Annotated in this window: 12 protein-coding genes, 1 tRNA gene and 3 pseudogenes; 7 read left to right on the forward strand and 9 right to left on the reverse strand. The window is 40.4% G+C overall.

Features of this window, described 5'->3' with window-relative positions; genetic code table 11:
* Window positions 1–95 precede the first annotated feature (95 nt).
* Entirely contained in the window at window positions 96–1,232 is a 1,137-nt protein-coding gene (locus V7K31_RS30585) for a SpoIIE family protein phosphatase (protein WP_335100146.1), read from the forward strand.
* Here V7K31_RS30585 and V7K31_RS30590 read toward each other — a convergent pair whose 3' ends face one another.
* From V7K31_RS30590 to V7K31_RS30605, 4 genes are all read right to left on the reverse strand, one after another.
* Window positions 1,233–1,559: an STAS domain-containing protein gene (locus V7K31_RS30590; RefSeq protein ID WP_335100148.1), complete on the reverse strand. Its 327-nt coding sequence runs from the start codon at window positions 1,557–1,559 to the stop codon at window positions 1,233–1,235.
* A 129-nt stretch (window positions 1,560–1,688) separates the two neighbouring features.
* The gene (locus V7K31_RS30595) at window positions 1,689–2,996 is read right to left on the reverse strand and encodes a glutamate-5-semialdehyde dehydrogenase (protein WP_335100150.1); all 1,308 of its coding nucleotides are present in this window, start codon (window positions 2,994–2,996) and stop codon (window positions 1,689–1,691) included.
* Window positions 2,997–3,444: 448 nt separating this feature from the next.
* Window positions 3,445–4,260, reverse strand: a complete 816-nt coding sequence (gene mazG / locus V7K31_RS30600; RefSeq protein WP_335100152.1) for a nucleoside triphosphate pyrophosphohydrolase — start codon at window positions 4,258–4,260, stop codon at window positions 3,445–3,447.
* A 50-nt stretch (window positions 4,261–4,310) separates the two neighbouring features.
* Window positions 4,311–4,898 (reverse strand): metal-binding protein, encoded by a 588-nt coding sequence (locus tag V7K31_RS30605; RefSeq protein WP_335100154.1) that lies wholly within the window; start codon window positions 4,896–4,898, stop codon window positions 4,311–4,313.
* 135 nt (window positions 4,899–5,033) lie between these two features.
* Between V7K31_RS30605 and V7K31_RS30610 the strand changes: the two genes are divergently transcribed.
* Window positions 5,034–5,106 (forward strand) — tRNA-Val (locus V7K31_RS30610).
* Between the two features lie 258 nt (window positions 5,107–5,364).
* Here the strand turns inward: V7K31_RS30610 and V7K31_RS30615 are convergent.
* A complete protein-coding gene (locus V7K31_RS30615) occupies window positions 5,365–5,529 on the reverse strand; it encodes a hypothetical protein (protein ID WP_335100156.1) in 165 nt (54 codons plus the stop codon).
* A gap of 28 nt (window positions 5,530–5,557) precedes the next feature.
* Window positions 5,558–5,908 (reverse strand): annotated as a pseudogene (locus tag V7K31_RS30620) (tetratricopeptide repeat protein); the annotation flags it as partial.
* 103 nt (window positions 5,909–6,011) lie between these two features.
* On the opposite strand from V7K31_RS30620, the pseudogene V7K31_RS30625 reads away from it, so the two are divergent.
* From V7K31_RS30625 to V7K31_RS30640, 4 genes and pseudogenes are all read left to right on the forward strand, one after another.
* A pseudogene (locus tag V7K31_RS30625) lies at window positions 6,012–6,683 on the forward strand (IS5 family transposase); the annotation flags it as partial.
* Between the two features lie 222 nt (window positions 6,684–6,905).
* Window positions 6,906–7,454, forward strand: coding sequence for a pentapeptide repeat-containing protein (locus V7K31_RS30630; RefSeq protein WP_335100158.1), 549 nt, complete (start codon window positions 6,906–6,908; stop codon window positions 7,452–7,454).
* 545 nt (window positions 7,455–7,999) lie between these two features.
* Window positions 8,000–8,167: a hypothetical protein gene (locus tag V7K31_RS30635; protein ID WP_335100160.1), complete on the forward strand. Its 168-nt coding sequence runs from the start codon at window positions 8,000–8,002 to the stop codon at window positions 8,165–8,167.
* Window positions 8,157–8,450: pseudogene (locus V7K31_RS30640) on the forward strand (ISAzo13-like element transposase-related protein); the annotation flags it as partial. The gene V7K31_RS30635 and the pseudogene V7K31_RS30640, both read left to right, overlap by 11 nt.
* Window positions 8,451–9,019: 569 nt before the next feature.
* Here V7K31_RS30640 and V7K31_RS30645 read toward each other — a convergent pair.
* From V7K31_RS30645 to V7K31_RS30655, 3 genes are read right to left on the reverse strand one after another with little or no spacing between them, the layout of a single operon-like run.
* Window positions 9,020–9,256 (reverse strand): hypothetical protein, encoded by a 237-nt coding sequence (locus V7K31_RS30645; protein WP_335100162.1) that lies wholly within the window; start codon window positions 9,254–9,256, stop codon window positions 9,020–9,022.
* 15 nt (window positions 9,257–9,271) lie between these two features.
* Complete coding sequence (locus V7K31_RS30650; protein ID WP_335100164.1) at window positions 9,272–10,486, reverse strand: DUF790 family protein; 1,215 nt, start codon at window positions 10,484–10,486, stop codon at window positions 9,272–9,274.
* A complete protein-coding gene (locus V7K31_RS30655) occupies window positions 10,416–12,011 on the reverse strand; it encodes a DEAD/DEAH box helicase family protein (protein ID WP_335100166.1) in 1,596 nt (531 codons plus the stop codon). Before V7K31_RS30655 ends, V7K31_RS30650 begins: the two co-directional genes overlap by 71 nt.
* 152 nt (window positions 12,012–12,163) lie before the next feature.
* Between V7K31_RS30655 and V7K31_RS30660 the strand changes: the two genes are divergently transcribed.
* Window positions 12,164–13,456 carry an adenylate/guanylate cyclase domain-containing protein gene (locus V7K31_RS30660; RefSeq protein ID WP_335100168.1) on the forward strand — a complete coding sequence of 431 codons (1,293 nt, stop codon included), beginning with the start codon at window positions 12,164–12,166 and terminating at the stop codon, window positions 13,454–13,456.
* The last annotated feature ends 164 nt before the right edge of the window (window positions 13,457–13,620 follow it).

Below are 13,620 nucleotides of genomic sequence, written 5' to 3' on the forward strand. Positions count from 1 at the left end.
TTATATCTGGATATACTACTAACTAATTAGTCGATATCATATTTTTATTTACTATTTTACAGCCAACTATTAATGAGTGTTTCATCCAACTTTATATGTTTCAAATACTAGTAATTGATGACGACTATTCAATAAAAACACTCCTGAAAAGGATGTTAGAAAAACAGGGTTATGAGGTAGTTACTGCCAGTAGCGGCGAGGAAGGAATAGAAAAGGCACTGGCTTACAATCCAGCATTAATTATTTGTGATTGGATCATGCCGGGGTTGAGTGGACTGGAAGTTTGCCATCGCATTAAGAAAGACCCCAAATTTTATACCACATTCTTTATTTTATTAACATCCTTAGATTCCGTTGCCGATTGCGTCAAAGGTTTAGATGCTGGTGCTGATGATTTTATCTCCAAACCTATCGAACACAATGAATTACAAGCACGGGTAAGAGCGGGATTACGCTTGCATCAATTGAGTAGAGATTTGCAAGCTCAAAAGTTGCTTTTAGAATCAGAAATGTCAGAAGCCGCAGAATATGTGCGATCGCTGCTGCCTCTTTCCATGACTGAACCCTTCAATATAAATTTCCGATTCATTCCCTCACGGCAACTTGGCGGTGATTGTTTCGATTACTACTGGCTCGATGCTGATTATCTGGCAATTTACTTAATGGATACTGCCGGACATGGACTCAAAGCTACTCTTCCCTCAGTTTCAGTGCTGAATCTGCTGCGTTCTCGTGCGCTCAAAAGTCTGGATTATTATCAACCTAGTGATGTATTGAAAGCTTTGAATGATACCTTTCAGATGAATTATCAAAATGACAAATACTTTACGATTTGGTACGGAGTTTACAACCGAATCAATCGCCAGTTAATTTATGCTAGTGCAGGTCATCCACCAGCAGTTTTAGTAACCGGCACATCTCCAAGGAAGTCTGAAGTTAAACTCTTGAAAACGCCCGGTATGCCAGTTGGGATGTTTCCAGAGGCAAAATATGTTGATGGGTTTTGCAATATTGAAAAATTCAGTACCCTTTACATTTTTAGTGATGGCGCTTATGAACTCACTAAATCAGATGGCACACTTTGGAGCTTGGATGCTTTTATTCAGCTACTAGTTAGCTTACAAGATCCTGTTGATTGCCAACTTGAGCGCGTACTGAGTTATTTAATCGCTCTGAACTCCAAAGATGCTTTTGATGATGATTTATCTATTTTGCAAATGAACTTTAATTAACTAATTATTTGAGACTAAAACCTGATTAAATGCGTCTTGGCTGGGGAAGATTTCAAATACTTTATCCATATTAGTCAGTTCAAATAATATCCTGACTTGCTCATTAATTGAGCAGAGAACGAGCTTAGTATCTGCGGCTCGCAAGGTTTTGAAAGCTAATACTAAAGCTCCTAAACCTGAGCTATCCATAAATGTTACATCTTGAAAATCAACTAATACAATTTTCGCACCAGTTACTAAAACATCAGTAATATTTTGTCGGAAGTCTTGTGAAGTTGTGGCATTTAAATTACCGATGAGCTTAATAACTTTTACTTGTTCTCTCATAATACCTCACTCTGATTTGTGTAAATAATACTCTGTTGTCGTTAGTATATCCCAATCATAGATCATTTAAAAATGCTTACCAATTGAAGAAGTTATCGCATTACTAAAGCCCATAATTTTGAGGATATTTTACCCCAAATCCTGATGAGTAAAGGATTTAGCATTAGCTCCGGTGTAAGTAGCTACAATATGACCATCGCCAGTCATTTGATATTTGTATGTCACTAATCCTTCTAAACCAACGGGGCCGCGAGGAGGCATTTGTTGTGTACTAATCCCTACTTCTGCACCGAAACCATAGCGGAAGCCATCAGCAAAGCGAGTGGAACAATTGTGGAATATATTGGCTGAATTTACCAGTCCAAAAAAACTTTCGACAGCCGTTAAATCTTCACTAATAATGCCGTCAGTATGACGAGAACCATATTCGTTAATATGGGCGATCGCATCTTCTATAGAATCTACAATCTTAATCGACAAAATAAAATCGCTGTATTCAGTTTCCCAGTCTGTTGTTGTTGCAGTTGCAATGTTAGGCAAAATTGCTAAGGTACTTTTATCACCTCTTAATTCCACATGGCGTTCTTGCAAAGCATCGGCAACTTTTGGTAAAAATTCTGTAGCAATCGAGGAGTGAACTAGCAAAGTTTCAATTGCATTACAAACAGCAGGATATTGCGCTTTGGCATCAACAGTAATCGGAACTGCTTTAGAAATATCAGCTGCTTTATCTATATAAAGATGACAAATTCCATCGGCGTGACCTAGTACCGGAATGCGCGTATTTTCCTGCACAAACCTCACAAAGGAATTAGAACCTCTAGGAATAATTAAATCTACATATTTATCTAATTTCAAAAGTTCTAGAGTTTCTTCTCTAGTTGTTAGCAACTGTACCGCATCAGGATTAACAGCAGTATGAGATAATCCTTGCTTAATTGCCTTAACGATCGCTTCACAAGAACGCACCGCTTCCTTTCCACCTTTAAGGATTACACCATTGCCCGATTTGATCGCCAAGGAAACAATTTGAATCGCCGCCTCTGGACGTGCTTCAAAAATAATCCCCAAAACGCCTAAAGGACAAGTGATCCGCTTGAGAGTCAAACCAGTGTCTAGTTCGCGGTGAATCTGGAGTTTACCCACTGGATCAGCTAGCTTACCAACATCTCGTACCCCAGCGATCGCATCTCTTAATTTATGTTCATCCAACTGCAAGCGTTTATAAAGCGGTTTGGGAATTCCATCGGCAGTAGCAGCTTCACAATCAGCAATATTTGCTTTTAAAATTTCATCTCTAGCTGATTCTAAAGCTTGAGCGATCGCTTCAAGTGCTTGATTTTTTGCCTCAGTGGAGAGGATCGCTAGCTTACTTGCAGCTTGACGGGTTTGCCCTGCGATCGTAATTAGGGGAGAAGCAATGTCAAGAATAGTCATAGCACAAATCTTTACTTTTTCCTCATCTTATCAACCAGAGTTGATGATTAGACATCTGGTGAAATTAATTATGCGTTGCCCGAAATCCTTGGTAAGCACAATTCATGAATTTTCATTCTTATATCTATTGGTATGTCTTCCTCCAATCGGGTGAACCATCTGGGTAATCAATAATTACTCTGATCGGGTGAAGCTTGATTGGGTTCAAAAGATTTATTCTGTAATTATCAAACACAGACACATTATAGCTTTTACTTTTACATCAATCAAAATATTGTAAGTATTATTACACAGATTATTTGAAAATCTTAAATATGATTTATGCGTTCCAGAGACTAGAGAGACATAGTAATTTATGTTTCTCTAGTCTTTTACTTTTGTTCGCGTATAATTTCCGCGAACTTACTCTTTTTTGTCCAAAGTCCAATCAAATGTAAAATGGGATGTATTACTGCTCTTTGGCAAGTTGGGCTTTTGCCTGTTGCCAGAGAGTTTCTAACTCATCCAAACTGTAATCAGAAAGGGGACGATCAACAGCTGCCTCCATTTTTTCTAATCGCTGGACAAATCGCTGATTGGTGCCTTGCAAAGCAGCGCTAGGGTCAAGATTATGCCAACGGGCTAGCTGAATCACCGCAAACAGTAAATCGCCTAATTCTGCTTGTTGTCGTTCTGATGTTTCCTCAGCTAGAGCCTGTTGAAACTCTCCCAACTCCTCATCAAACTTATCCCAGACGCCCTGAATATTTTCCCATTCAAACCCGATAGCCGCAGCCTTTTGAGAAATCTTCATCGCCGCCGTCAGTGGGGGAAGGGTACGTCCATAACGAGCGAGTTTAGCACTAAGTTTTTGACTATCTGGAGATGCTTCGCCTTTTTCCGCAGCTTTAATTTGTTCCCAATTTTGCCGCACCTCATCCACACTTGTAACAGACACATCACCAAACACATGGGGATGACGGCGAATCAACTTTTGGGAAATCCCCTGAGTTATTTCTTTGAGGGAAAATTCCCCAGATTCGCTAGCGATTTGAGCTTGCAGCACCACTTGTAATAATAAATCGCCTAACTCCTCTGCGATCGCACTCTTATCCCCACCCTTAATTGCGTCCACCACCTCATAAGCTTCCTCAATCACATAAGGTATCAGCGTTTCGGCAGTTTGAGCCAAATCCCAAGGACAACCACCATCAGGCGATCGCAACTTCGCCACCACCTCAATCAACTCCTGCAACGCCGCCAAACTCTCATCTTGATTTTCCATACCTCAGCGTACCCCTGCGCTTCCCTCAGCGTACCTTTGCGTTAAAAAAATTATTTCTTTGTCCTAGACCGACTACCACTCCTCCTCACTTTCCGCTTCTTAATTTTGCCACTAGGAAGCAACCCCCGAACCCCCTGTTTTTGAAAGCGCTTGTATGCCGAACCGCCCCAATCGCACAGAGAATGACTCATCGCACCGAGTTCCAACCCCAAAAACAGAGCGATATATTCAGTATCGTAATCCACGAGCGATCGCCCCACAGTTCTACCCAAATCCTGCCAAGTAAAACTCAGATTCCATAACCTTTCGGCAATTGCTAAAACGAAAATTGCCAAGATAGCGAGTAAACAGCCGAGATAAAGTACCCGGAGGATCGTGCCAATAATCGGTCCGTGGGATAAAAAAGAACGATGACGGAGACTTTTTTGATAAGGTAGCCAAATCCAGCGCAAGAAACCCCAGCGTTGAAATTGCACAGAGTAAATATCCAAATCGGGTCCAAACATCAGCCCTCCAAATAGAAACCCGCCTGCAACCAACAAAGTCGCATTGCTACTGCGAGTCTGCCAGAAAGTAATGCCCGCCACGAACGGCAGAGCATACATAGTAATGCGATCGTGCGTCCGACCAGAGGGCATCCTAAATCCTGTTAGCGATAGCGGGGCGTTTAGCCCGTGTTGAGTAACTGAATATTGAGTCAGTATAAGAGAAAAAAAGATTTTCCCAAAACTACTAGCGCAACGCGAAATATTTTGCTATAGTAGTTAAGGATTGGGCGGTTAGCTCAGTTGGTAGAGCGCCTGCCTTACAAGCAGGACGTCATCAGTTCGAGTCTGGTACTGCCCATAATTCAAAAAGCCGTCAGCTTGGCGGCTTTTTAATTGGAAGCATAGTTTTACCGCCGTGATTTACAGTGATATTATTATCGTAAATCACCTGAAATTACCTGCAATTACCGAGTAATTTTAGCTCAGATTTAGCGGATGAAATTAACGATTGAGATAAGGTTCCACTCATGCGATCGTTTTTCCTGGTAGATGGGCGATCGCATGAGTGGTGGGTAGCCAAAGCACTACGTAAAAGTCGCCCCAGTTATGGAGTTCTTTAACCGCCGAGTTCAGATTTGCCGAGAAGCGATCGCTCTGAATGTAGTTTAATAAGTTTTAGGGGAGCGATCGCTCTGACAACACCATCATTCCACCTCAGAACACGAAAGGCCGAGTTAAAGCGATCGCGCTTTTCAGTTTTATTACGGTATGCTTTGCACAAAACCTGTAAATTCGTATCCCTATGTAGTTTATTCTGGATTTGAGGGGGGGCGATCGCGAAGATATGCTAAATTCTCACGAGCACTAATAGTATTAGGATGATTCAACCCCAACCGTTGCTCAAAAATATCTAAGGCTTGTTGGTAGAGGGGTTCGGCTTCGCTGTATCTGCCTTGGGAACGATAGAGTTCTGCCAGGTTGTTGAGGCTATTGGCAACATCAGGATGTGATTCTCCCAGAAGGTGTCGCCTTAGTTCCAAAGCTTGGAGACACAGGGGTTCGGCTTCGCTGTATCTGCCTTGGGATTTGTAGAGTGACGCCAGATTGTTGAGGCTAAATGCAACATTAGGATGTGACTCTCCCAGCAGGTGTCGTATTAGGGACTTCCAGAGAATAAAATATACAGTCAATAAAAATGATAATCATTCTTTAGAAAACCTGTTTCTTGTTTTTCTTGGAATAATTTATTCTTTGGAAGTCCCTTATTATCATATTGGATTAGACTGGGGGCTTTCGGAATCCGCAGTCTGTCGAACGGTTTATAAAATCGAAAATATTTTAATTAAGTCGAGAAAGTTTAGTCTACCGGGTAAAAAAGAATTGTGGAAAATGTCAAATGAAGAAGATTTGGTGGTGATGGATGTGACGGAAAGTCCGATTGAAAAACCTAAAAAAGGTCAAAAAAGGTTTTTTAGCGGAAAATAGGGAGAGCATACTTTAAAGACACAAGTAATAATTGAACAAAAAAGCGGTCAAATTATATGTTTAGGGCATGGGAAGGGTAAAAATCATGATTTTCGCTTATTTAAAACCACTGGAGTCAGATTTGGAGAATTAGTCAAAGTTATAGCAGATAAAGGCTATCAAGGAATTGCCAAAATTCATCAATTAAGTGAGCCAGCGCGGTCTTGGGGGTTTCCCCCATGAGCGACTGGCGGTGAAACGCCGATCAAGAAACCAAAAGATAAAAAACTAACGAAAGAACAGAAGAAATATAATCGAGAACTTAATCGATTAAGAATTGTTGTTGAACACGTTAATCGGCGGTTAAAAATCTTTAAAATTTTGTCGAACAGATATCGAAATCGTCATCGACGTTTTGGCTTAAGTTCGAATTTAATTGCGGGAATTTATAATTACGAAATATCGTTATAAATTGGGTTAAAAATTAAATTAATCAAATAAATTCAGGTATTAATTAATAACTGGAGCGATGTTTACTGTTAATATTTTTAGTGGGCGATTACCTGATAATACTCAATTAAAAAATTGATAAATTCCTTCTTCTTTATTATTGCCAAAAACTGAAATTTAAATAACCCTTAATTCTACCACAGAAGATTTATGCAAGAGTTCTATTGATTCGGGAGTTAAAGTATGGTTTGGGAAATTACTGCTGAGGAACTGTTGGAGCGGTATGCTGATGGGGAACGTAACTTTGCTGGAATTAAATTGGCTCATTATGGGCTTTATGGATTTCGCCGCTCCAAGCATAGTGGTCTCGATCTTGACGGTGTTGTTTTGCGAGATATCAACTTGCGAGGAGCTTATTTGCATGATGTCTATTTGATTGGAGCTGATTTGACTGGATCTGACTTGGGCGGTATTTTCTTGGACAGTTGTACGTTGGTGCGTGCTATTATTCGTGATGCTAATTTGTGTGCTGCTACCTTGTGTGGAAGTACTTTCGGTGATGCTGACTTGCGGGGAAGCAACTTGAATTATATGAATGCCAGTATTGCTATTTTTCGTCAAGCTCAAATCGGCTCCTTCGAGCGTGCTATTCTCGCTCAGACTGACTTCCAAGGCGCTCACATCGATAGCGGTATTATCTGTAGAGGTTGGAATTTGATCTGGAATACCACTATGCCCGATGGGCAGGTTGTAAGAGGTCCTCAGTGGGGAAACGGTCGTGATGCCAGGTGAAGAATTATCTTCATCTGTTGCAGCCATTAAAGAAGCAGACTGAGTGTTAAGAGCATCAAGTTTTACTTTGATGTCACGAACCTTCCGGTTTTCAATTACATCCCGAATTTCAGTCGGGATATTTGACAGAAAACTATATCCAGTTTTTTCCTCAAGAGTTCTAACATTGAATAAACCAAATCCATTTCCATTGAATTCAAAGTTATCTTGCCAAGGATATTCTTGATTCTGGATTTTATCTTGTGCGCCTTTCTCAGTATAGTCAAGAGTATTCGGTAAATAAAGAGCAAAAGCAAGAGTATCTTTAGTGACATCTGCAATCCCTTGACCCGGCTTGTCTAAAATTAAGACAACTTTCCAGACACTATCAGGGAGTAAAACTTTATTGTTAATACCCCAAACAAGCGTTTAAATTTTCCATCCGTCAAGATTTTGGTTTGTTCGTATTGCATATTCCGTTAAGATGCGTCTTGGCAAACCCCCTATCTTACCATAAAACATTTGTGCAAGAGGTCTATTGTAGTTATTGATTCTGGAGTTAGGGTATGGCTTGGGAAATTACTGCTGAGGAGTTGTTGGCTCGGTATGCTGATGGGGAGCGAGATTTTCGGGGAATTGAATTGATTCAATCCGAGGGTGTTCCCCTCGACAGTTCGATTGACCTCGAAGGGGCTATTTTGCGAGATATCAACTTGCGTTGCCTATCACAGTAAATATAATCCCATTGAAAGAACTTGGGCTGCCTTGGAAAATCATTGGAATGGCAGCATTTTAGATGAAGTTGAAACTGCATTAAATTTTGCTAAAACTATGACGTGGAATGGGAAAAATCCAGTTGTTAAGTTAGTTACTCAAACTTACTCTAGCGGAGTCCGTCTAACTAAAAAAGCTATGCAAGAAATTGAAAATAAGATTGAACGTTTGACTAATTTTACCGAAGATAATTTACCAAATTTAGGTAAGTGGTTTATTGATATCTGTTGTGGAGTAACGTAATTTCCGAAAAGTTAAAAGCGCCAAAATAATCGATATCAATTCTGCTCACTGCATTTAAGAACTATCTTTGTGCAGACATTTGTCTTGCATATTTATTGGGAGAGAGGGGTTGCCTAGATTGGGCTACGCCTACGCAAAAATATGCTAAATTTTCACTCAATTACAGCAAGCAGTCTAATTTTGTAAGGAATAAGAATTAAATAACATACAATTTATGTCCCTGACTTACCTCACCCTCAATCCCTCTCCTTATAAAGGAGAGGGAAGCTAGAGACAGGATGAAGTTTTGCATTTTATTTAATCCACGTTTGTAACGGTAACACAGTAATTAACCCAGAAAATCTCGTAAAATCACTTGTATTGTGAGTGAAGTAACTGAGGAATACCATAAACTAGCATGGTCGCGACGATATTTGCATCATGAACTTGCTTACCACCACTAAAAACTTCCTCATAAATCAAAACCTTGTTCTGCAAACGCTTGCAGTCGTTCTGTCGCTTGTATATGAAATGGCGACAAGGCTAAATTTGCATAAACTAAAATATTCGTATCGATGAAAACAGAGTTATTAGTCGTTTGCATAAAGGTCTTCTCTACGGAAAGTCAGGCTTTCCGAGACTAATCCTACAGGATAGGCGGAAAATTTGAGAGGCGCTTTCTTTTCTTTCCTCTCTTGTTCCTCTGCCAAAGGCTTTTCATCAATTACTATTACCACCTGATGCTCACCCTCTGGAATATCCAATGGTAACTGCGCTGTAATCTTACCATCTTTGGTAACTGTGGCAATTGTTTCTATACTTTTCATCTCATTTCTCCTTAATCAATCCATCACAGCTAACACAGCTTTCGGCAATAACTTATCTTTAAACCAAACAATTCTCGCGGGGACATCATTTAATTTTACTCCCGCCTTTTCTAAATTAAGTCGCTCAGAAATTGCCAAAATCAAGTCATCACGTCCAGCTCGCCGCACCTGAGAAAACTTCTTTTGTAAATATTCAGGACGCCAATAACCAACAATTTCTAATAAGAAAGTGCGTCCATCAGAATGCACCAAGCGAAAATCGGGAATCATCACACTACCCGGAATTGGGATCAAATCAACTTCTCGCTCTAACGCCCAACCACTTTTCAACGCATCCCACTTATCAGCAAAGGATGCTTCTAGCATACTATCGTAGGCCTTCCCTGGTGGATAGTGGGATACCAAACCACATTCGGAATTGAGAGTGAAACGTCCAGTTTTCCAAGTATTTGTATAAGCGTCGCGGCTTTGGAGAATCGAAGAAAGACTCCATCTAGTAACGTGAAGTAAAGCAGGAATAAGTTTTGCGATCGCTAATCCATATCGCGTACTAGAACTAAACAAACTCGTCGGACCATCAATAGTAATTGTAAACCCGTGGTCAGCATCGCCTTCAATATAAGCCATCAATTGAAACAACTTCAGATAGCGAAATAACAGCTTATATTCACCCGGAACATTCCGATGAGCATTTAACACCAGTTGACTGGCCTTATAAAACACACCTTGCACCTGAGATAAGTTATATCGATTCAACAAATCTGGTGCTGTTGGTGCATCAAAAACAGTCAAAATCTTATTTTCAGATAAATCAGCATATAGTCCATTACGAACCTGTTCTAATAAAACTTCCCGCTCAAGTTCTTGAGTTAACTCATCAGCAACTTTACTAAGAGTAACTTGTGTTGATTCCCGACTAGAAACAGAATTTGCAGCTAGCGAAAACAGCCGTTCTCTTAACATTTGTGGTTCCAGAGGACTAACCACCTCAAAAGTGCAAAAACTGCTTTTAAGAATATAAGCTAATCCCCGCTTCACCCGATAATCTGTAGAATCGCCTTCAAAATCAGTTAGTTGTCGCTCAAGCACACCCTGAGTCTTCCCCACTGCTGATTGAAAATAATTAATTAACTCAATCGCCAACTCCGAAGTTTTCTGATCAATCTTCAGTCTCTTCGGAATAATCTCCTCCCCGTTTTGGCGATGCATCAGTAAATCTGTCGGTAACATCAGCTGAATTTTGGATTTTAGATTTTGGATTTTGGGTTGAATAATTAATTTCTAACTGTTCCGCAGCCTTCAAACTCTCTTCCTTCCCACTCCCATACACAACCTCTAACTTCCCTTTCTTCCCTTCGTGTCCTTCGCGCCTTCGCGGTTCGTTTCTCCTCTCCCCCCTTCGCCTAGCCGAAGTCCCTTCCTCACTCGTATCCTCCGCCACCACCTCATATAAAATCGCCCGCTTATTCTCAATATTCCCCTTCCGTAAAACCCTCCCCAATCGCTGAGTATACTCCCTAGCCGAACCCGTTCCCGATAAAATAATCGCCACAGAAGCCGCAGGTACATCAACCCCTTCATTCAACACATGAGAAGCAACCAAAGTATTATATTTACCCTCTCGAAACCTTGTTAATATCTCATGCCGTTCCTTCACAGGAGTTTGATGAGTAATTGCCGGAATTAGTAACTCTTGAGAAATGCGGTAAACCGTTGCATTATCAGCAGTAAAAATCAAAATTCTTGCGGGATAATGTTCTGCCAATAAATTAACCAAAATTCGCAACTTCCCATCAGTCCCCAAAGCGATATCTTTCGCTTCCCGGTGCGCTAACATCGCTCTCCGTCCAGATTGGGATCTAGCACTCATTTGCACAAACATTTGCCAACCTTGAAGACTCCCCAAAGAAATCTTAGATTGCTTCAAAAAGTCGTTGCGGGTTTGAATTAGTTGATTGTATCTTTCCCGCTCAAGTTGCGATAACTTTACCTTAATTTGGACAATTTCATGTTCTGCTAACGCCTTTCCCGCCAAATCTTCAGCGCGTTTGCGATATACTTCTTGACCAATGAGGATATTTAAGTCAGCGTGTTTACCATCAGTGCGTTCTGGTGTCGCAGAGAGTCCCAGCCGATAAGGTGCGATCGCATATTCAGCAATCACCCGATTAAAATCTGTCGGTAAATGATGACATTCATCAAAAACAATCAACGCATATTGATTTCCCAACGTTTCGGCGTGAATTGCTGCACTATCATAAGTTGCAACTAAAATAGCCGTTCTATCCCGCGAACCACCCCCCAGCAATCCCACCTCAGCATCAGGGAAAGCCGCTACTAAATGTGCATACCACTGATGCATTAAATCCAAAGTTGGCACCACAATCAGCGTCGTGCGCGGCGTTGACTGCATCGCCATTTGCGCCAAATAAGTCTTTCCCGCCGCCGTAGGAAGCACAACTACCCCTAGTCTACCCGCTAGTTTCCAAGCCGCTAGCGCCTCAGTCTGGTGGGCATAGGGTTCCATTTCCAGGCTGGGAACCAAATCTATAGGATAAAATTGCTTCGCCTCATCGATAAAATAAACATCTTCTGCTTGTAGTGCTTCCACTAGCGATCGATATCTAATTGCGGGAATGCGGAATTTTTCAACTCGATCATCCCACGTAGCATAATCCATCCAACCTTTACCGCGTGGTGGTGGATGCAAAATTAATGTGCCACGATCAAAATTTAATGTAGGGGTACGAACCATTTAGAGCCTTATCCCGACTTTTTAGCATTTAATTGGGTATTGGTTAGAAAAGAGGTGACAGGTGATAGGGAATAATCTGTACCCCACTCCCGTACAGACGCGATTAATCGCGTCTCTCCCACTCCCTTAATTACTAATAACGCAAAAAGTGCATGATTCATCCAAATAACTCAGACAAAACCCAACTAGATACGCTCATTAGTCACGGAATGTCCTATGAGCAAATCAACAATAATCTTGCCGAATCCTACAAAGAACAGCGACAGAGCTTTCAGCTGAAACGGCTGCAATTGCAAGCGCAGATTATCCTAGTAGCTGGCTTGACTTTGATCGCTTTTTTTCTTTGGGCAAATTCACAATTAGAAGCCAAGATATACGCCTTTAAAATCGGTCTTTTAGTAGAACTATTCACGTTCATTTGTTGGGGTTTATGTAAAACCTCTATAGGTCGTCGTTACCCAAACTTAATTTTTTTGAGTTTATGCTGGTCTGTAACTTGTGCTGTCCAAATTGATATAGCTTTGTTGTTTAATAGTCTGGAACCTAGAAGTAATATTTGGACTCTGATGTTTCTCACTCAGGCTACAATCGTTCCAGTGCAATGGTGGATACATTTAATTTCACAAATTGGCACAATTGTTTGCTATTTAATTTTATATATCTTATATAATCCTATATTAAAAAATCCATTCGCTTTTTACATGGAGCAGGGTTTATACTTATTTTGGACTTGCATAATTTGTGTCTTCTCTGTCTATTTATACGAACGCTTGCGAAAAAAAGAATTTTACGCCCGTAAGGCAATGGAACTAGCGCAGCAAAAATCAGAAATGCTGCTACTAAATATTCTACCAGAGATGATTGTAGAACAATTAAAACAACAGTATACAACTATTGCCAATAGCTTTCTAGAAGTTACGGTGCTATTTGCCGATATTGTTGGCTTTACAGAACTTTCAACTCGGACATCTCCGGCGAAATTAGTCGAGTTATTAAATACAATATTCTGTTTGTTCGACCAATTGGCAGAACGTCATGGAGTAGAGAAAATCAAGACGATTGGCGATGCATATATGGCTGTTGCGGGGTTGCCAAATAAGTCTAATAACCATGCTCCAGTAATAGCGAACATGGCTTTGGATATGCAAAATGCTATAGCTACGTTTAACGAAGAAAATAACCAGTCTTTTAGCATCCGTATTGGCATTAGTACAGGGCCAGTTGTGGCAGGGGTAATTGGGCTAAAAAAGTTTGCCTACGACCTTTGGGGAGATACAGTTAATACAGCTAGTAGAATGGAATCACATGGTATAGCAGGTAGTATCCAGGTTTGTGAAGCAACTTATCAGCTTTTAAAGGATAAATACTTTTTGGAGAAACGAGGTTTAATTATGGTTAAGGGTAAAGGTGAAATGATGACTTATATACTAAAGGGAATTAATTGAAAAACTTAATAAATCTATTCTTTTTGATAGAGAGTCAGAAATTATATATATATAATTAGACTGAGAATTATCATCTATTGTACCTTTACTAAAACTGAGTTTTACGACTTTAGATAGATTCGCAGTAACTAACTGCTAAAATGTGTATTTTTCCCCTGATAATA

Origin of the sequence: Nostoc sp. (genome assembly GCF_036917675.1) — a bacterium.
Classification (GTDB): Bacteria; Cyanobacteriota; Cyanobacteriia; order Cyanobacteriales; family Nostocaceae; genus Nostoc.